This window comes from Thermovibrio ruber, from assembly GCF_055380895.1.
Map to the genome: position 1 here is coordinate 315,784 of NZ_AP042397.1, position 19,253 is coordinate 335,036.

At 44.6% G+C, this 19,253-nt stretch carries 20 protein-coding genes; 9 read left to right on the forward strand and 11 right to left on the reverse strand.

All coding sequences use genetic code 11. The features are described 5' to 3' along the window. Positions 1–7: 7 nt before the first annotated feature. Positions 8–244, reverse strand: a complete 237-nt coding sequence (locus ACZ424_RS01685) for a hypothetical protein (RefSeq protein WP_464904791.1) — start codon at positions 242–244, stop codon at positions 8–10. Positions 245–311: 67 nt separating this feature from the next. Between ACZ424_RS01685 and moaCB the strand changes: the two genes are divergently transcribed. From moaCB to ACZ424_RS01720, 7 genes are read left to right on the forward strand one after another with little or no spacing between them, the layout of a single operon-like run. After that, complete coding sequence (gene moaCB / locus ACZ424_RS01690; RefSeq protein WP_464904792.1) at positions 312–1,223, forward strand: bifunctional molybdenum cofactor biosynthesis protein MoaC/MoaB; 912 nt, start codon at positions 312–314, stop codon at positions 1,221–1,223. A gap of 14 nt (positions 1,224–1,237) precedes the next feature. Then, positions 1,238–1,798 carry a molybdenum cofactor guanylyltransferase gene (mobA, locus tag ACZ424_RS01695; RefSeq protein WP_464904793.1) on the forward strand — a complete coding sequence of 187 codons (561 nt, stop codon included), beginning with the start codon at positions 1,238–1,240 and terminating at the stop codon, positions 1,796–1,798. Further along, positions 1,779–2,135: a molybdenum cofactor biosynthesis protein MoaE gene (locus ACZ424_RS01700; protein WP_464904794.1), complete on the forward strand. Its 357-nt coding sequence runs from the start codon at positions 1,779–1,781 to the stop codon at positions 2,133–2,135. Before mobA ends, ACZ424_RS01700 begins: the two co-directional genes overlap by 20 nt. Continuing rightward, on the forward strand, positions 2,119–2,511 hold the full coding sequence (gene msrB / locus ACZ424_RS01705; protein WP_464904795.1) for a peptide-methionine (R)-S-oxide reductase MsrB: 393 nt from the start codon (positions 2,119–2,121) through the stop codon (positions 2,509–2,511). The genes ACZ424_RS01700 and msrB overlap by 17 nt, the downstream gene beginning before the upstream one ends. After that, positions 2,504–3,187, forward strand: coding sequence for an ABC transporter ATP-binding protein (locus ACZ424_RS01710; protein ID WP_464905200.1), 684 nt, complete (start codon positions 2,504–2,506; stop codon positions 3,185–3,187). The genes msrB and ACZ424_RS01710 overlap by 8 nt, the downstream gene beginning before the upstream one ends. Continuing rightward, positions 3,184–4,374 (forward strand): ABC transporter permease, encoded by a 1,191-nt coding sequence (locus ACZ424_RS01715; RefSeq protein ID WP_464904796.1) that lies wholly within the window; start codon positions 3,184–3,186, stop codon positions 4,372–4,374. The genes ACZ424_RS01710 and ACZ424_RS01715 overlap by 4 nt, the downstream gene beginning before the upstream one ends. Beyond that, positions 4,371–5,564: an ABC transporter permease gene (locus ACZ424_RS01720; RefSeq protein ID WP_464904797.1), complete on the forward strand. Its 1,194-nt coding sequence runs from the start codon at positions 4,371–4,373 to the stop codon at positions 5,562–5,564. The genes ACZ424_RS01715 and ACZ424_RS01720 overlap by 4 nt, the downstream gene beginning before the upstream one ends. 42 nt (positions 5,565–5,606) lie before the next feature. On the opposite strand, the gene ftsY is transcribed toward ACZ424_RS01720, so the two are convergent. From ftsY to folP, 10 genes are all read right to left on the reverse strand, one after another. Then, positions 5,607–7,049, reverse strand: coding sequence for a signal recognition particle-docking protein FtsY (ftsY, locus tag ACZ424_RS01725; RefSeq protein WP_464904798.1), 1,443 nt, complete (start codon positions 7,047–7,049; stop codon positions 5,607–5,609). 36 nt (positions 7,050–7,085) lie between these two features. Then, positions 7,086–8,117, reverse strand: a complete 1,032-nt coding sequence (trpD, locus tag ACZ424_RS01730; RefSeq protein ID WP_464904799.1) for an anthranilate phosphoribosyltransferase — start codon at positions 8,115–8,117, stop codon at positions 7,086–7,088. A gap of 128 nt (positions 8,118–8,245) precedes the next feature. Continuing rightward, complete coding sequence (locus ACZ424_RS01735; protein ID WP_464904800.1) at positions 8,246–8,641, reverse strand: GIY-YIG nuclease family protein; 396 nt, start codon at positions 8,639–8,641, stop codon at positions 8,246–8,248. A gap of 38 nt (positions 8,642–8,679) precedes the next feature. Beyond that, complete coding sequence (gene tsaD, locus ACZ424_RS01740; protein ID WP_464904801.1) at positions 8,680–9,669, reverse strand: tRNA (adenosine(37)-N6)-threonylcarbamoyltransferase complex transferase subunit TsaD; 990 nt, start codon at positions 9,667–9,669, stop codon at positions 8,680–8,682. Then, entirely contained in the window at positions 9,669–9,905 is a 237-nt protein-coding gene (locus tag ACZ424_RS01745) for a hypothetical protein (RefSeq protein ID WP_464904802.1), read from the reverse strand. Before ACZ424_RS01745 ends, tsaD begins: the two co-directional genes overlap by 1 nt. Next, positions 9,875–11,788 (reverse strand): DUF3857 domain-containing transglutaminase family protein, encoded by a 1,914-nt coding sequence (locus tag ACZ424_RS01750; protein ID WP_464904803.1) that lies wholly within the window; start codon positions 11,786–11,788, stop codon positions 9,875–9,877. Before ACZ424_RS01750 ends, ACZ424_RS01745 begins: the two co-directional genes overlap by 31 nt. 17 nt (positions 11,789–11,805) lie before the next feature. After that, positions 11,806–13,152 (reverse strand): phosphoglucosamine mutase, encoded by a 1,347-nt coding sequence (glmM, locus tag ACZ424_RS01755; protein WP_464904804.1) that lies wholly within the window; start codon positions 13,150–13,152, stop codon positions 11,806–11,808. Continuing rightward, entirely contained in the window at positions 13,112–13,789 is a 678-nt protein-coding gene (locus tag ACZ424_RS01760) for a YbbR-like domain-containing protein (RefSeq protein WP_464904805.1), read from the reverse strand. The genes glmM and ACZ424_RS01760 overlap by 41 nt, the downstream gene beginning before the upstream one ends. Then, positions 13,773–14,585 carry a diadenylate cyclase CdaA gene (gene cdaA / locus ACZ424_RS01765; protein WP_464904806.1) on the reverse strand — a complete coding sequence of 271 codons (813 nt, stop codon included), beginning with the start codon at positions 14,583–14,585 and terminating at the stop codon, positions 13,773–13,775. The genes ACZ424_RS01760 and cdaA overlap by 17 nt, the downstream gene beginning before the upstream one ends. Beyond that, complete coding sequence (gene folP / locus ACZ424_RS01770; protein ID WP_464904807.1) at positions 14,579–15,787, reverse strand: dihydropteroate synthase; 1,209 nt, start codon at positions 15,785–15,787, stop codon at positions 14,579–14,581. The genes cdaA and folP overlap by 7 nt, the downstream gene beginning before the upstream one ends. Positions 15,788–15,840: 53 nt before the next feature. On the opposite strand from folP, the gene ACZ424_RS01775 reads away from it, so the two are divergent. Beyond that, positions 15,841–18,465 carry a CBS domain-containing protein gene (locus ACZ424_RS01775; RefSeq protein ID WP_464904808.1) on the forward strand — a complete coding sequence of 875 codons (2,625 nt, stop codon included), beginning with the start codon at positions 15,841–15,843 and terminating at the stop codon, positions 18,463–18,465. Then, complete coding sequence (locus tag ACZ424_RS01780) at positions 18,446–19,243, forward strand: PDZ domain-containing protein (protein ID WP_464904809.1); 798 nt, start codon at positions 18,446–18,448, stop codon at positions 19,241–19,243. The genes ACZ424_RS01775 and ACZ424_RS01780 overlap by 20 nt, the downstream gene beginning before the upstream one ends. Positions 19,244–19,253 lie beyond the last annotated feature (10 nt).

Here is a 19,253-nt window from a genome sequence, read left to right on the forward strand (position 1 = left end):
TTTACACTTAATAGTATAGTGAAGCTCCGAAGAAAACTATAAAGAGAACCGGAGCTACCGAGAACTCTGAGAACTTAACTTCAACGGCCGGAATTCCGTTTAATTCTATTACGTCCTTTATCCACAGAAAACCTTCCCTTGAGATGAGAGGTCTGTTAAAGGCTACTTCCTTTTCTACTTTCTTCCCATCCTTTTCAATAAAGAAATTTCCCGTTATGCCAAACTGATTAACCTTTAATTCCAACTCTCCTCTCCCGTTTTGGACTGATACAATTAAACCTGTTCCTTCCATCCCTTTCAAGGAGGCCAATGTGAGGACTGTAGATGTTTCAACCAAGTTTGATACACTTAGAACTGCTAAAGCCGTTGGTAGAATTAGACTTTCTCCTGAAACTGTGAAAAAGATTCTGAATAAGGAAATTCCAAAAGGAGACGTTTTGGCCGCCTCTCAGATTGCCGGCCTTATTGGAGCGAAAAAAACTGCTGAGCTTATGCCTTTCTGCCATCCGATTCCCATTGACCACATAGAGGTCAACGTTAGAGCTGGTGAGGACTACGTAGAGGTTGAGGCAGAAGTTAGGGGAATCTGGAGGACGGGTTACGAGGTTGAGGCGATGAACGCCGTTTTAACTGCTCTCCTTAACGTTTACGACATGTGTAAAGCCTTTGAAAAGAACATGGTTATTGAGGAAGTTAGACTCGTCTCTAAGAGCGGAGGAAAGTCTGACTGGGCGGAAGACTTAAAAAGCCTGAAGGCTGCCGTTATAACTGTTTCAGACTCTACCTATAACGGAAAGAGGGAAGACAGGAGTGGCCCCCTTGCTAAAAAGATACTTGAGGAGTTCGGAGCTGAAGTTATCGGGTATACAGTCGTTCCAGACGACAAGGAAAAGATAAAAGAGGCTGTTCTGAAGTTTAAAGAAGAGGGAGCAAATATAATCGTTACTACAGGAGGAACAGGCTTTAGCCCGAGGGATGTAACTCCCGAGGCCTCTCAAGAGCTCTTTACCAGGGAGATGGAAGGTTTTTCTGAAGCTATGCACGTTCTCGGCGTCCGCTTCACTCCAAAGGCTTTAATGTCAAGGGCTAAAGCAGGCTTACTCTCTCCAAACTGTATCCTTATCAACCTTCCGGGCTCTTCAAAGGGAGTTGAGGAAAACTTAAAAACCTTTGCTCCCCTATTAAAACACGCTCTAAAGATGGCACAGGGAGGTGGCCACTGATAACGGCTGCCGTTTTGGCTGGCGGGAGGAGCTCCCGCTTCGGCCGAAATAAACTCTTAACACCTTTTAAAGGAAAACTGCTGATTGAGTCTGTTGTTGCGAAACTAAAAGAGTTCCCTGAAGTCCTTTTAATAACGAAGACTCCCAACCTCTACTTCCACCTGACTGAACAGTTTAGAAACTTAAGAGTCGTTCAAGAGCCTTTTTCAGATTACTCCCCCATTTACGGTGTTTATACTGCTTTAAGGATCTCAACCTACAGAAAAGTTTTAGTTCTTCCGGGAGACGTACCTCTGGTTAAAGAGGAGCTGATAAAAGCCTTCTCTAACCAAATTCCCCCAGCAGTTTTAAGGGATAGAGACTACATTCACTCCCTCTTTGCACTTCTTTTAAAAGACCACATAATTTTCGTTGAGGAGTTTCTAAAATCAGGCTCACACAGACTTAAAGACCTACACAGACTAATTAACTCTCAGGAAGTTCCGTTTTCTAAGCTTGAACCACTTGACTATAAAAGGCTTTCCACACTTAACGTTAACAGACAGGAGGACTACTATGAGGCCCTCTATAGATGAGGTTGTTGAGAGGGTGAAGAGGCGTTCAAACCCGGAGAACCTTGGAATGGTTCTCGTTCACAACGGAATTGTTAGAGGGAGCTCCCGTTCCGGGAGTAAGGTTTCCGGGATGGAGCTCTCCTACGACGAGGAGAAACTGGAAGAGCTTGTTTTAGAGATTGAGTCAAGGGACGGAATTGAGGCCGTTGAGGTTTGGTTAAATTCTGGGGAGCTCTCAGTTGGAGACGACATTATGATAGTTGTCGTTGGAGGGCGCTACCGCTCAGACGTCCTTCCGGCCTTTGAGGAGCTCATTTCCAGGATAAAAAAGGAGATTGTCGTTGAAAAAGAGGTTTGATGACAGCCACTTAACCGACTTTGAGAAGTGGGTAATTTTTAAAAAGGGGACAGAGCCCCCGTTTCAGAACAGATACTGGAACCACTTTGAAGAAGGTATTTACGTCTGTAAGCTTTGTAGACAGCCTCTCTTTAGGAGCTCCAACAAGTTCCTCTCGTACTCAGGCTGGCCTTCATTTGATGCAGCAATTCCCGGAGCCGTTAAGGAAGTTCCCGAGGAGTTCCCAGACGACCGTATAGAGGTTGTCTGCTCCCGCTGTGGAGCCCACTTGGGGCATGTCTTCTACGGAGAGGGCTATACAGAGAAAAACGTTCGCTACTGTATAAACTCGGCCTCAATAGACTTTATTCCGGAGAGTGAAGTTGGCTCTGATTGAGCTTAGAAATATTCGGAAGGTCTACAGACAGGGAGACTTTGAGGTAGAGGTCTTAAAAGGAATAGACCTTACTGTTGAAAAGGGAGAGTTTGTCTCAATTGTAGGGCCTTCAGGTTCCGGTAAGTCAACTCTTATGTACATCTTAGGCTGTTTAGACAGGCCAACTTCTGGAGACTACTACCTTGACGGAAAAGACGTTTTGAAACTCCCAGATAAAGAGGTCTCAAAGCTCAGGGCTGAATACATCGGCTTTGTTTTCCAGGCCTTCTACCTAATTCCATACCTGACCGTTCTTGATAACGTTCTTCTTCCCGTTACATACCTTCCTAAAGAGGAAAGAAAGAGGAGGTTTTCTGATAAGTCTCCGAAAGAAAAGGCTGATGAACTCTTAACTCGCCTCGGCCTTTCAGAGAGGTTGAGCTTTAAACCTGAGGAACTCTCCGGAGGTCAGAAACAGAGGACTGCAATAGCAAGGGCTCTTATAAACTCTCCGGAGATCATCCTTGCAGACGAGCCGACCGGTCAGCTTGATACAGAGTCAAGCCGGGAAGTAATGAGGATATTTAAAGAGCTCCACTCAGAGGGGAAGACAGTTATCGTCGTTACCCACGACCCTGAGGTTGCAAAACACGCCCAGAGGATAGTCAAAATCAGGGACGGAAGGGTCGTTGAATGAGAGGTTTCCTGATAAAGGAGCTCCTTTTATCACTCCTTCACAACAAGCTGAGAACTCTTTTTGCCCTCTTGGGAGTTCTATTTGGAGTTGTCTCCTTAGTTCTAATCGTTGCGGCAATTAAGGGGAGCTCCCTCCTTGCAAACAGGGTAATAGAGAAGTTAGGGCCGGACTCTGTTCTCATCATCTCCGGTTCAATCAGAAAAGGGCCAAGGAGCGGTTTTCAGAACCTTACGTTGGACGATGTAAAGGAAATAGGTAAATTAGAGGGAATCTTTGCCCTTACTTACGGAGTTGTTAAGCCTATGACGGTTTCAGACATTGAGACTTCAAAGTTTACAACCGTTTTTGGAGTTGGAGAGAACTGGCTCCTCTCATGGAACTACAGGATAGAGAGGGGAAGAGGATTTACAGAATCAGACTTTAAGGACTTTAGAAAGGTTGCAATTATCGGACACGACGTTGCCGACTTTTTCTGGCCGAACCAGAGCCCCGTCGGCAGGATAATCCTAATCGGTAAAGTTCCCTTTAAGGTAATTGGCCTCTACAAGAAGAAGGGAAAAACTCCCAACGGCCACAACTTAGACGACAGGGTGTTTATTCCCTTTCCCCTCTTTGACAGGTTGGTTGAGAAAACCTACGGCCACATCAGCATAATAAGGTTCAGAGTTTTAAACATGGACGAGTACAACCAGATAGTTGAGGAAACCGAGAAAATACTCCTGAAGCGCCACAAACCCGACGAGTTTATGGTAATTACTCCGGTAGTAGTTAAAAAGTTCCTCTCTATGCTCTCTGCAACCCTTGCGTTCTTTTTAGGAATTGCTTCAGCTACAGCCCTTGTGGTTGGCGGTTTTGTTCTCTCTTCAATCTTCTACATAAACATCTACGTAAGGCAGTGGGAGATTGGTTTAAGGAGAGCTCTCGGAGCTACAAAGAGGGAAATTCTAAAGAGATTCCTCTACGAGGCGGTTGTTATATCTATTGCTGCCTCTATTTTGGGGAACGTTATCGGAGCTCTCTCAATAAAGTTCATCCTTCCCCTTCTCAACATCCCCGTTGTCTACCCAGTTGAGGCCTTTGTTGTTGCTAACCTGTTTACCCTTTTTGTCTGCCTCTTTGCCGTTTACTTCCCTGCAAAGAAAGGAGCTTCCTTTGAGCCCGTCTCTGCCCTGAGGAGGAAGGCGTGATTGTTAGAGCTCTCCTTGCCTATGCAAGAGAGAACAAAAAACGATTTCTCCTCTCTCTAATTGGCGTCTCAATCGGCGTTTTCGTCCTTACTCTGATGCTCGGGATAACAAATGCAATGAAACTCAAAGTAGAGAGAGGTTTAGGGAAATTGGGCTCATACGTTTTGGTAGTTCTCCCCGGTGAGGTTAAAAACTTAGGGGGGAGGACTATTCAGATTTCGTTCTATCCTACTTTAACCTTAAAAGATGCAGAGGCGATTAAAGAAAAGTGCCCGGACGTTTCGGCAGTTTCCCCTTTCAAAAAAGTCTCTCCAAACGTCCACTACGGCGGCAAATTCTACTCTGCCTCTGTTAGGGGAGTCTCTCCCGATTACCTAAAGATTTCAGGCCACAAGCTCCTCTGCGGTAGGTTTATAATCGATTCGGACGTTGAGAGCATCTCTCAGGCCGCAGTTCTGGGATACAAGGTTGCTAAGGAGCTCTACCGGGAAAGATGCCCCGTAGGAAAGACCGTTTACCTCTTTAACGCTCCCTACCGAATCGTCGGAGTTATGGAGGAGATAGGGACAGACCTCAGCGGAGAGAACCTTGACGACAGGATCTACATACCGATTACCTCTGCCGTTAAGAGAATTTCAAACGTTGACTACATAGACGGCATTTACGTTCTTCCCGTTTCTCCCGAAGCCTTTAAAACGGCAGAGGAAGAGGTTTCGTCACTCCTTCTTAAACGCCACGGGAAAAAGGATTTTTCTGTTAACTCCTACGCCGATCTCGTTAACACACAGAAACAGGCTATGGAGATATTTACGAAGCTCTCAATCATCGTTTCCGTTATCTCCTTCGGAGTTGGAGCTTTAGGCATATTGGCCGTTATGACCCTTTCGGTCTACGAGAGACTCATTGAGATCGGAGTGAGGAGGGCTTTCGGAGCTCCAAAAACCGCCATCTTTATCCAATTCCTCTTGGAGTCTGCTCTACTTTCCTTGGTAGGTGCTTCCTTCGGTGTTTTTCTTGCCGTTTTTATAGTTGTTCTTATTTCCCTTGTTGCCCACTGGCCGGTCTATGTTCCGCTAAAAGAGGCTATATTCTCTTTTGTGTTCTCCTTTCTCATAGGTCTTCTTTCAGGAATTTACCCCGCCTTAAGGTCTCTCTCCTTTGAACCTAAAGAGGTTCTAAAAGAGGAGTAATCTTTTTATTGGTGCATAAAAACACGCTAACCAGAGCAGCGACTAACTCTCTGCTGTTTCCTCTTCTGCTCTCTTTTCAGAAAACAGGGCTTCTATAAACTCCTCCGGGTCAAACTTTCTGAGGTCTTCTATCCTCTCCCCTATTCCTACAAGCTTTATCGGTATTTTCAGGTCGTTACAGATTGCGACAACGATTCCACCCTTAGCCGTTCCGTCAAGCTTTGTTAGGGCTATTCCTGTAACATCTGTAATTTCCTTAAAGGCCTTTGCCTGAGAGATGGCATTCTGGCCGGTGTTTGCGTCTAAAACGAGGAGTATCTCTGCAGGCTGTCCCGGAAATTCCCTTCCTATTACCCTCTTTATCTTGTGTATCTCCTTCATCAGCCTCTCTTTGTTGTGGAGCCTCCCTGCTGTGTCAACTATTAAAACGTCCTCTCCCTTTGCCTTTACGCTCTGAATTGCGTCAAAGACAACGGCTGCAGGGTCTGTTCCCTCCTGCCCCTTAACAATTCTTACTCCTGCCCTCTCTGCCCATACTTCAAGCTGCTCTATTGCTGCAGCCCTAAAGGTGTCTGCAGCTGCAAGGACAACCGAGAGTCCAGAGTCCTTTAGCTGTTTTGCCAACTTTCCTATCGTTGTTGTTTTACCTACTCCGTTTACTCCAAGGACTAAAATTACAGAGGGCTTCTCGCTGAGGTTTAAGTCTCCTTTGCACTGTCTGAGGAGCTCCTTCATTCTCTCCTTTAAAATCTCAAGTAGCTGATCGGAGCTCTTTACTTTCCTCTTTTTCGCCTCGTTCCTTAGGTAATCTATCAGCTCTAACGTCGTGTTAACTCCAACGTCTGCAAGTATTAACCTCTCCTCTAACTCCTCAAACAGGCTCTCGTCAACTTTCCTTCCTGCAAAGTCTGAAAGGCCTAAGGCGTCCCTCGTCTTCTTTAAACCTTCCTTGAAGCTCTTTAAAACTTTAGAGCTACCAATCCCTAACTTTTCCTCAACCTCTCTTTTCTTAACTGTAAACTCTAACTTGTAGGTTTCTGGAACTTTCTCCTCAACCTCTTTTAAAGCTTTGTAGGCAAGTTCGTAAAGCCCTTCCTTTATGTAGAGGTTCGCTATGTGGTAGCTTGAGAGGAATGAGAGCTTTTCGCTCTGGCTGTTCCTTGCTACGTCGTAAAGGTTCCTTGCTTTCTGTAAATTCCCTTTATACTCTTCTATCAGCCCCTTTAGGAACGAAGCGTAGTCCTTCCCTAACTCATTCTCAACTTTTTCAGTGTACGGCTCAAACTCCCTGAATATCGCAAGGTTCCTTATGAGCTTTGCGACTTCCTCTATCAGCTCTCCTTTACTGTATATGAGGGCGTTTGCAACCGCCTCTGGAGCTCTCTTCTCGTTCTCCTCTGCTAACTTCAACCACTTCTCAGGCTGGTTCGGGTTTTCTCGGAGCTCTTCCTCTAAACTCTTCTTCCTCTTGAAGAAACCGAACATATTCTCTCCTTTCGGGTTTTGGAAAAAAACTATCTGTTAGAGCTCGTTTGTCAACTTAACTAACTTACAGAGGAGCTCGTAAGGTTTCCCATCCTCCATCAATTTAACGGAGAGATCTATCCCCTCCTCTACGCTTTCAACCTTTCCTCCTGCCAATAGGGCGAAGGCCGAGTTCAGTGCAACAACGTCCCTTTTTGCCCCTTTTTCCTCTCCTGTAAGAATTCTCCTAACTATTTCCCTGTTTTCCTCTAACGTCTTTCCTCCCTTAATTTCTGAGAAGGGAGCTCTCTTAAGCCCAAAGTTCTCCGGAGCGATTACGTAGCTCTTTATCTCTCCGTTCTTTATCTCTGTAACCTTTGTCATGTCACTTATCGTTATCTCGTCTGTTCCATCCTTGCCGTGAACGATAAATGCCCTTTCGGTTCCAAGCTTTAACAGAACCTCTGCCAACTTTTCAGTTAACCTCTCGTCGTAAACTCCCATCAGCTGCCTTATAGCTCCTGCGGGGTTTGTCATTGGCCCTAAAACGTTAAAAATCGTCCTTATTCTAAGCTCTTTCCTTGGCCTCACTACAGTTGCCATTGCAGGGTGGAACTTTGGAGCGAACATAAAGCCAAATCCTAACTCCTCAATACACTTTGCAACTTGCTCAGGCTCAAGGTCTATCTTTACGCCGAAACTCTCTAATATGTCTGCACTTCCACACCTGCTTGAAACAGACCTGTTCCCGTGTTTTGCAACTGGAACGCCGCAGGAAGCAACGACTAAAGCAACAGTCGTGGAAATGTTAAACGTTCCCTTTAAGTCTCCTCCTGTCCCACAGGTGTCAACAACCTTCTTACGGAGCTCCTCCTTTAGAGGAACTTTCCTGCTCCTTTCCCTGAGAACTTCCGTTGCTCCGGCTATCTCCTCAACAGTTTCTCCTTTTGCCCTAAGTGCAACCAGTATTCCTGCTATCTGGACGTCGGTCAGTTTTCCTTCCATAATTGAAGAAAAGAGGGAGTAAGTTTCCTCTCTGGTAAGGTCTTTTTTCTCAATCAGTCCGTTAAGAATTTCTTTTACTTCCATAACTTTGCCTCTCTACTATGTTGTGCCTTAAGTCAATAACTTCGTGAACGTCTTCAGGAACTTTTATTACAGTCTCTCCCACTGCCAGCCTCCAACTTGAGTTTCAAAATTTAAGTTATGTTTTTCCCTTAAATACCGTCAAAGTAGTTTTTAATTTCTGATGCTTTAACCACTTTAGCTCCTAAGTTTTTAACCTGTGCTCTTTCACTTTCTAAACTGTTAAGTCTAAACAGGTGGCTCTTACAGCTACAGTCTGTTGAGCCAAAGCCTAAAACCGGTTCGTTTCCGTTTTTGCTCAAAGTTTCTGCAAGCTCACACTCAAACCTTTTTCCCCTGAAAATCCACACCTCCAGTGGTTCAAAGAGCTCACTTGTGGTTATAAAGTCTAAGTGCCAGTGTCTCTTCTTCTCTCTCTTTAGGTGCCTCAATATCCTTTTCTCAAGGTTTCCCATTCCAGAGCCGCAGTAACAGTAAATTCCTTTCTCTAACCTGAAGAGCTTTCTACTCCTTACTCTAAACTCCAACTCCCCTCTTAGGTAAAAAACGAGGCTGTAACTTCCCTTCAGGTCGACACCTCCTCTAAGGAGAGCCTCGGGAGAGCTCCCACCTCCAACGAATCTCCTCCCTCTAATAAAAACCTCCTGTATCCCGTGTAGGCAACCATTGCTCCGTTGTCTGATGTGAATTCCATTTTCGGCATAAATACTTTGTAGCCTTTCTCTTCCAGTTCTTTCAATTTCTCCCTCAGTAAACTGTTTGCTGAAACTCCACCTGATACTGCTATCCTCTTAACTCTGGTTTCCTTGAGAGCTCTCTTTAGCTTCCCAACCAAATACTCAACTGCCGTTTTCTGAAAAGAGGCCGCTATCTGGTCTGATGGGTAGCCTTTCTCAACCAACCTTCTAACTGCCGTCTTAATGCCGCTGAAGCTGTAGTTGAAACCTTTAACCTGCGGTTTAGGGAGCTCTAAGAACTCTCCGCTGAACTCCCTGTAAATTCTGTCTATTACAGGTCCTCCCGGGTATCCAAGGTTTAGTAGCTTTGCAACCTTGTCGTAGGCTTCTCCAACAGCGTCGTCTAACGTCTTTCCAATTACCCTGTACTCCCCAAACTCCTCTGCTAAAACAATTAGAGTGTGGCCTCCGCTGACAACTAAACCTAAGAACGGGTATTCAGGCTCACTCTCAATAAAGGGAGAGAGTAGGTGTGCCTCTATGTGGTGAACTCCCTTAAAAGGAATACCTCTCCAAAAGGCGATTCCCTTTCCAAAGGTTAAACCTACCAGTAGGGCAGGGAGAAGGCCGGGAGCTCTCGTCACTGCAACGAGCTCAATTTCTTCAGTTGAAACTCCTGCAACCTTTAGAGCTTCTCTGAAAACTACGTCTATGTTCTCTGCGTGTTTCCTTGCGGCAATCTCAGGGACTACTCCACCAAAGGGCTGGTGAAACTGGTACTGTGATGAGACAATATTGCTCAGAACCCTGTTCCTATAAGCGTTGTAGACGGCAACAGAGGTATCATCGCAGGAAGTGTCAATTCCTAAAACAACCACTACTCCACCTCTAAATCCCAGTAGATTTCAGGCCTGTGTCCCAACCTCTTCTCAAACCTATTTGCTACTTCAATTATTCTGTCTGCAACTTCCCTCTTAACCTCTTTTGTATCTGAAATAACCTTTAAACAGGCATCTATGTATATCTCGCATACGGGAACAACCTCAACCCTTTTAACTCCCGGTATCTTCTCAACCTCTTCAACTATTTCTTTAACGAAGTCTTTTTCTTCCAACAGTTCCCCCTTTTAAGAACTATTATTTGATTTCTCAGGGTCTTAACTGCCGTGTTGAAGAGCTCCCTTAAGTCTTGATACTCCTCAACTGGAACGACCCTTTTCCACAGAACCATTTTTGACCTGAAGGAGAGTTCTCTTCCGTTAACCTTCCACTCAACAGAGAAGCTACCAACCCTATTCTTGAAACTGAAGTTTTCAGGCTTCAGGTAGAGTGTGTAGCCTTTGGGGAGTTCCAGTTTCACATCTGATAGTTTTTCCATTTTATACCCTACAACGTAAGGGTATCTCCTACTCTTGGCTGCAACCAAGCTAACTAACCTGCTGTAGTCTGGAGTTGGGAACTTTGCAAGAAGGTAGTGGGAGGTTACGGTTCCGTAGTTTCTGTCCTTTCCTTTAATCTCTATCCACACCTCATTTTCGTTTAAGTCTCTGTAGTTTGAGAGTTTGAACTCCTCAACGTCAAATCCGGGGGAAACTTTAGCAGCAAGTTCTTCAACGTGTCTTCTTACCTGCTCCTGGGGAGCTCCTGTTAACCTTGCCCTCTCTATTACTCCGTAAATTCCCGTGTAGTTGAACTTAAACTCACCTTCAAGGCTTCCAAAAGGTTTTAAAGTGAACTTTCCTTTAAACCCTTCTAAGTTTGACTCAGGAGGAAAGACCGGCGTTTTTCCCAGTTCTCTTTTCTCTTTGTCAACGTCAACTATTAAGACTCCCCTTCCCTGGTCGCTGGGAGGGAGGTAACCAAAAGGAACAAAGTCTGAAGTTGTGTCCATAAAGAACCAACTCCCCTTCCACTTTATTGCTGCAATTTCGTGGTTAAAAGCCGTTGGCATAGGCATCTCTGGGTCTAAGTTTGCCCTCTCAATTGTCGGGATTAAAACCGGGTATCCCTTTACTCCAATAACCTTTAGCATCGCTATAAGTAGCGTTGCGTGGTCTTTACAGTCTCCATACCTGTTCTTTAGAATATCAGAGGCCTTGTGAGGCTTATACCCGTTTATTCCAAACTCCATTCCAACGTATCTGATGTTCTGTGAAACAAAGTTGTAAATGGCTCTTATCTTCTCCTCTGTCGTTTTCTTTCCTTTAACTACTTTTAGAGTAGTTTCCTTTACCAGTTCATCTGGTTTAACGGCCTCTTTTGCCAGTTCTGAATACCACTTTGAAACTTCTTGCCAGCTTTTAAGCGACGTAATTACAACTCTCTTAGCAATTTCTTCAAAAGGGGGCATGTTCGGTTCTCTAATAACTGGCGGAACGTCTTTTATCTTCCAGGAGAGCTCCACAAATTTCCCTTTCTCTTTTACCTGAGGTTTGGACTCTTCCTTGTTCATGTTGTACGTTTTGAACTTGTAGTATTTCCCTTTCGGAATCAGAGCTGTAAACGAAGCTTCCTTTACAGGGTATTCATCCTGCATGTAGTTTGTTTCCCAGAACTGGTTTTTCATATATGGTTTAACAGTCTTTAACTCGTAGGCATACTTGATTACTGAGCCTACTCTTACCCCCGGCATTGAGATGGTTTTATACTTGAGGTCTGAGTAGATTGGAGCTTCTGATACGAAGGGTGGATAAACCACGTTTATAGCTTTTTTTCCCGGCTTAAGTACCTTTCCATCTGGGGTTACAGTGTAGGCGTAGAGTATTTTTAACTTCTGGTGTTCTGTTGAAAACGGTATAACTATCTCCCCGAAATCTTTTATTCCCTTCTTTCCAGTTATCTTTACTGCCTTCTCCTCTCTCCAAACTTTTCTTCCATCTGGAAAGAACTTTACGAAACACTTGTCGTATAGAACTACTGCTCCGTAGTTTTTCTCCTTCCCAAATGAGGGAGCTAAAAGGAGAAAAACTGTTAATATGGCGGTTAGAAGCTGCACCATCTTGAACCTCCCGGTTTTTATTCTGCTATTCCGTCCTTTTTTATGGCCTCTACTATCTTTTTAATAGCTTTGTCTATCAGCTCCTCAGACTCAGCTTCAACCATTACCCGTAAAACAGGCTCAGTTCCCGAGTATCTAATAACGAGCCTTCCCCTTCCGGAGAGTTCCCTCTCTACTTCCTCCTTTGCCCTCTGAAGGTTCTCTAAGCTTTCAATTGGCGGCTTCTCTTTAACCCTAACGTTCTCAAGTTTTTGTGGGAAGGTTTTAATCTTTGAGAATATTTCACTCATCGGTTTTTTCAACGACTTAACGATAGAGGCTATAAGAACAGAGGTTAGTATCCCGTCTCCTGTTTTCCCAAAATCCCTCACTATTACGTGTCCGGACTGTTCTCCTCCAACAACAGCTCCGACCTTTTTCATCTTCTCTGCAACGTTTCTATCCCCAACTGGTGTTCTATGGAGTTTCAGTCCCATCTCTTTTAGGAAAACTTCAAGTCCCATGTTACTCATAACCGTTGCGACTACCTCTTTAGACCTGTTGCTGAAGTGGGCTGCAAGGACTGCGATTATCTTGTCTCCGTCAATTACATTTCCCTCCTCGTCAACTGCAATACACCTGTCTCCGTCGCCGTCGTAGGCAAATCCCATGTGGAGGTGGAGCTCCCTAACTTTCTGAGCTATGAACTCTGGGTGGAGAGCTCCGCAACCGTCGTTTATGTTCTTTCCGTCGGGTTCCGCATTAAACGTAAAGACTTTTGCTCCAAGGGCGTTAAACACGTCTGGAGCTATCTGATAAGTCGCTCCGTTTGCACAGTCTATTCCTATTTTCAGGCCTGCCAAGTACCTCCCGGCAGACTCAAGGTGTTTCTTATACATCTCTATCATGTTGTATCCGTCAAATACCCTTCCAATTTCGTCTGGGTTTGCCCTTGGGAGTTCATATTTGTTGAAAACGACAAGTTCAAGTCCTCCTTCTTCGGCTTCAGAGAACTTTTCCCCTTCCTGGTTGAAGAACTTTAGTCCGTTGTACTCGTAAGGGTTGTGTGATGCCGATATCATAACTCCGCCAGAAAATTCACCTTTTTCAACGAAAAAGGAAATTGCAGGAGTCGGAACGATTCCAACGTCAATTACATCAACGCCTGTGGCTGTAAGGCCGCTGATAAATGCAGACTTAATCATGTCTGACGAAAGCCTTGTATCTTCCCCGATAACTACTGTGTGTTTTTTCTCCGGGAACTTGGCGTTTAAGTAAGTTCCGTATGCCAGTCCTATCTTCTGAACCATTTCAGGCGTTAAAGGGTATCTGTTGGCTATTCCTCTAATTCCGTCGGTTCCGAAAAGCTTTCTCTTTACCTTCATCTTTTCCCTCCAAGAAGATCTTCACTTTTTGAGGTTCAACTCTGTAGTTTGATTTCAGCTTAACTTCAATCACTGCAGGTAGTTTAACGTCTGAAACGTCTACTTTCTCCGTTCTGACAAATATTACGTACCCCGCTGTATCTTCAGGGAGTGATACGACTGCGTAGTTTGGAACCACTTTTACTTTTACTCTTTTTTTAAGTCCTGAGAGTTCTACCTGTATCGGAACGGCCTTTTTAACCAACTTTTCTACTTTTACCTCTATGCTTTTAGGCTCGAACTTTTTTAGGTTTATTGTTGGAGACGGCAGCTTTATCATTTCCTTTGTGAGGTTTAACTTTATCCAGCCTTTACTTTCCGGTATACTGTCCGGTAAATACACCTTTACTTTCTTTTCTTCTTTCAGTCTTAATATTTCCTTCCTGTACCCTTCAACTTTTATTTTTAGAGTTTTCGGGAAATAATCTACTACTCTATAGTCTCCAGTTGGGACAGGCGTGTATTTTAATGTGAGTATTGCATCTGCTGTCTCCTTGTTAGTTGCAAGAAACCAGAGGAGAAGTGTAAAAATGAAAGCAAGAACCTTATAGTGGAAATTATTTGCTATAACTTCGTAAAATTTATACACTCTCTTCATCTAATTTCCTCTTAAGAACTGAGAACCTTCCTTTCTTTTCCGGAGTTTTTATCAGTAATCCTTTCAGAACTTTTTTAAGTTTTTGAGGATCAAGGTTTTTAATCAGTTTCCCTCCGTATGAAACAGAGACTGCTCCTGTCTCCTCTGAGACTACTACGGCTACTGCGTCCGTTTCCTCCGTTATTCCTATTGCGGCTCTGTGTCTCGTTCCTACCGTTTGGGGAAGACTTTGGTTGAGGGATAGTGGAAGGAAAGTTCCAGCCCTGTAGACTCTGTCTTTCCTTATTACTGTTGCTCCGTCGTGGAGGGGAGTTCCCGGCCAGAAAATCGTTATGAGGAGCTCCTTGCTCACCTTCCCGTCAACAACCGTTCCGGCTTCTGTATAGTTGTCAAGGTCTATTTCCCTCTCTATCACTATGAGAGCTCCTATCCTGTCCTCAGACATAACCGCCGCTGCCCTTACTATTTCCTCTATTACCCTCTCTGCCTCTTCTTCCGATGTGAATATTCCGAACTTCTGTTCTCCTAATCGGGCAAGTAGCCTCCTTATCTCTGGCTGGAAAATGACTATTAGACCAAAAGTTCCGACAGTTATAAAGCTGTTAAACAGGAATGACACTGTGTAGAGGTGAAGTGCCTTTGCGATAGCTCCCAGTATTAAGAATAGGAGCAATCCTAAAAGAACTTGGACAGCCCTCGTTTGAGATAGGTATTTGAGTATCCAGTAGATAATTGCAGAGACTAAGAGTATGTCTATAAAGTCCCACAGTGTAAGGTGGGGTATGAACTCTAACACTCTACCTCCTCAACGGCAGAAAGTAGCTCCAGCGCCTCAACTGTTTCCTTTACGTCGTGGACTCTTACGATTTTAGCCCCATTCATAGCTCCGATTACGGCGGCAGAAATACTGCCGGCAAGTCTCTTTTCTGGTATCTCAACGTTGGTTACTCTTCCTATGAAACTCTTCCTTGAAGCTCCTATTAGTATAGGTCTTCCGAGAACTTTTAGCTCTTTCAACCTCTTCAGTATACAGAGGTTATCCTCAAGCCTCTTCCCAAATCCTATTCCCGGGTCAACTATTAGCTGTTCTCTGTTAACTCCCTTTTCCTCAGCCTTTCTGAAGACTTCCCAAAAATAGTCAGTTATCTCTCCCATAACATCTTCGTAGTATGGATTTTTCTGCATGTCTTTTGGAGTTCCCTTTATGTGCATTACTACTGCAGGGCATTTAAAGTGGGCAACGACCTCTGCCATTCTCTCGTCAAACCGAAAACCGCTTATGTCGTTAACGATGTCTGCTCCTGCCTTTAAAGCCTCTTCTGCAACCCTGCTTTTGTAGGTATCAACGGATACAAAAAACCCGTTGCCCAGCTTTTTTCTAATTTCTTCTATTACCGGAATAACCCTTCTCAGCTCCTCGTCAACGGTAACGGGCTCTGAACCGGGTCTTGTAGACTCCCCTCCTACGTCAATAATTTTTGCCCCTTCCTCTAACATCTCCTCGCACCGTTTAACTGCCGCGTCTAACCTGTTGAACTTTCCTCCGTCTGAAAAGGAGTCTGGCGTAATGTTAAGTATTCCCATAACGACCGGCCTTTTTAGAGGGAGCTCCCTTCCCCTATACTCAACGGAGAAATCCTCTTTCTGGTAGTTATCAAATGTCTCTTTCAGATTTTCTCCCAACTCTCTCAGACCATAAGGTTGCATTTTCAGTTTTTCTATAAGTTTTCTCAACTCCCTCTCGTTTACCATCAGGAGAACCGTCCACTTTCCCGGCTTGAATACGGAAGCGCTCCTCGGAACGGCACAGTCTCCGCCTACAGATATGGCGTCCTGCTTCAGGATGTTCGCTCCCCTTGTGTCTATATCTTCCACCTCAAACAGGTAGGTTTTTCCTTTCTGGCTCAGTATATTTATTCCCTCGTGAGTGTTTCCCAACTTTTTTAGGTATTCGGAGAGCTCCTTCTTGTTTTTTATCTCTTTAACTCTTACTTTCACTTTAGTATCTCCGCTATGCTTTAATCACCGAAAATTATACTTTCGGGAGGCCGATGGGAACAGTTATAACGACCCACAAGAATATGGACTTAGACGCTCTTGGAGCCGTTGTGGGCCTAAAAAAACTCTACCCCAATGCAGAGGTTGTTCTCCCGGATACAAAAGGTTCAGAGGTGGTTAAACTCTTAAAGGAGAACCCCGATATTCTTGACTATACTAAGGAGAGCTCTTTCTCAGGGAGTGTTGACCGTCTCATTGTTGCTGACACAGACTCCCTTGAAAGGATACCAGAAAGCGTTCGTCGGAACATCACCGAGAAGACTGAAATACTCGTTTTTGACCACCACTCCCGAAACTTTGACCTACCTGCAGAGGTCCACTACAAGGAAGCAGGTTCAACCTCTGCCATTGTTGCGCTTCTTCTAAAGGGAAAGGGAATCGTTCCCTCCCCCTACGAGGCCTCGGTTATCCTTTTGGGTATTTACGCTGATACCGGCTCTTTTACATACCCGTCAACTACCCCTTTAGACTTTACGGCTGCTGCCTACCTTCTGGGATTGGGAGCTCCTCTCTCTTTCGTCCGCCGCTACCTTACTAAAGGTTTGACGGATACCGAAATAGACCTACTGAAGACCTTAAAGGACAACTTAAAGACCGTTGAAATAAACGGGAACCTTTTAGGTATAACCTTTGGCCGGTTTGATGCCTACGTTGGAGATGTCTCTCACCTTATCAGTAAGCTCCTGGAGATTACCGGCCTGCCAGCAGTCTTCGGAGTTGTTGAAGTTCAGGGAAAGACTTTTCTCATAGGGCGTTCTCAGAGTTCTAAAGTAGACGTATCAAAAGTGGCAGAAAAGTTCGGAGGCGGAGGGCATAGAGAGGCAGCTTCAGCCTCTTTTAAAGGGAAAACCGTTTTTGAGGTTATTGACCGGTTAAGGGAAATCCTTCCGAAAACTGTAGAGCCGCTAAAGAGGGCAAGAGACGTTATGACGTCTCCACCTATTACCGTTTCTGACTCCGATACCGTTTCCTCTGCCCGTTTAATCCTAATGAAAAACAGTATAAACGCTGCTCCGGTTGTAGACAGCGAAGGAAATTTGGTCGGTATTGTAAACAGAGCTCTCCTTGACAGAGCTCTTTACATGGGTCTTGAGAACGAGAAGGTCTCTCAGGTTATGGAGAGGGATTTCCTCACGGTCTCTCCCGATACTCCCCTCAGTCAGGTTGAGAAGATAATCGTTGAGAGGCACCAGAGCTTTGTTCCAGTCGTTGAAGTGAAGAAACCGGTTGGAGTGATAACGAGAACAGACCTTCTTCTCAACGTTTACAGAGAAGAGTTCTCTGAGATCTCTTCCTTTTACCAGAAAAGGCTTTCTTCGTCTCCCCACTTTAGAAACGTTTCAGAGCTCCTAAGAGGTTTCCTTCCTGAAGACCTATACTCCCTTGTTAAAAAAATTGGCGAAATTGCAGACAGACACGGCCTCAACGCCTACATAGTAGGGGGCTTTGTTAGAGACCTTATTTTAGGCAGGAAGAACTACGACATAGACATTGTAGTTGAAGGAGACGCTACAGTTTTTGCCAAACAGGTTGCCAAGGAGCTTGGAGCAAAAGTTCACACTTTTGACAGGTTTAAAACTGCAACCCTCGTCTTCCCGGACGGAAACCGAATAGACATGGCTTCTGCAAGGACGGAAGTTTACAGAGCTCCCGGCGCCTTCCCTGAAGTTGATATGGCTCCCCTCAAAAAAGACCTCTTCCGCCGGGACTTTACGATAAACACTCTGGCCGTAAAGATAAACGCTTCGGACTTTGGCCGTCTGATAGACTTTTTCGGCGGTTTAAAAGACATAAAAGACAGGAAAATCAGGGTTCTCCACTCACTCTCTTTCGTTGAAGATCCTACCAGGATTTTAAGGGCACTCCGTTTTGCCACCCGCTACCGGTTTGAGCTCGGCCGCCACACAGGGAAACTACTCAAGATGGCCGTTGAGAGGAAGCTCTTTAAAACTGTTGAAGGTCAACGGATTTACCACGAGCTTAAACAGATACTCCTTGAAGAGAACCCGTTGAGAGTTTTCCTGAAGTTGGAGCGCTACGGAATTCTTGGAGAGCTCTTCCCTGACCTTAACTGGAACCGCTACAAGAAAGACCTTTTTGAGCGGGTAAGAAAGCTTGTAAACTGGCACAAGCTCACATTTCCAAACTCAGAGACGAAATACCACCTTGTTTACTTAGGAGCTCTCCTATTCAGGGAACCTATCTCTAAAGTGGAGGGTTACCTTAAGGAGCTCTCCTTTCCAGAGAAAGAAGCAGAGACGCTGTTGCGTTACTTAAGGGAACTCTCCAAAACCCTAACGTCTCTCAAAGCTGTGGAGCTCCCCAGTCAGGTCTACACCACCCTTGATAGGAAGAGCGACGAGTTTCTCCTTCTCCTTGCTGCTGTTTCTCCCGAGGTTGAGCCTTCAGTCCTCAACTTTATGAAAGAGTGGCGTTACGTGAAACCCCTTGTTACGGGAGAAGACCTCAAGAGACTCAACCTTAAACCGAGTCCGAGTTTTAAAGAGTATCTTAATAAGATAAAATATGCAATCATAGACGGTAAACTTCCGAAAGAAAGTAGAGATGAGCAGTTGAAAGCCCTCAAGGAGATTGTTAATGCAGCAAAAACTTCTTAACTACTTTGAAATTCTCTCCGTTGCCTTTTTGAGCTTTTCCGTTGCCTACCTCATCTCGTCTGCCGTTTCCCTAAAGTTCCCTAATATTTATCACTTTAAACTTCTAAATGTTAACTGTTCTCTTCCTTCCTACACTACAGATTTCATGGTGGCGAAAGAGGGCTTCTTTAAGCCTAAGTCTTCCACTCCCAAACTTTCTGTTCCGGTTATGGAGGAGACCTTCTCCTTAGGTGAATATACCCTAAAGGGAACAGTTGTCTGTAGCAGTTGTGGTCAGAGTATGGCAATCCTTGAGAAGAACGGTAAGTCAAAAATACTCTCCGTCGGAGAGGAACTCCACGGCTACAAACTGGTCAGGGTCTATCCGGATAGAGCCATCTTCTCAAAAGGTTCAAGGGAAGTTATTTTAGTTCTCAAAAGTCTCAAGAAAGTAAGCGTAAGTTCTTTTAATTCGACTTTTAGCTCGCAGACAAACACCTTTACTGTTAAAAGAAATGAGATTATTAATCAGATCTCTTCAGGGGACTTTCTCCGTTACATAAACATAGTTCCCATTAAAAACCCTTTAGGTTTAAAGGTTACCTACGTAAGCCCGAGGAGTTTTATCTACAAGTTGGGAATTCGTCCCGGTGACGTTATCCTTTCAATCAACGATATAAGGATAAAGACTCCTGAGGATTCATTCTCAGCCTTTGAACAGTTAAAAAATGCCGATTCCATAACCGTTCTTGTTCTCAGAAACGGAAAAGAACTAAAACTTCACTATGAATTGGAATAGGAGAGGTTAA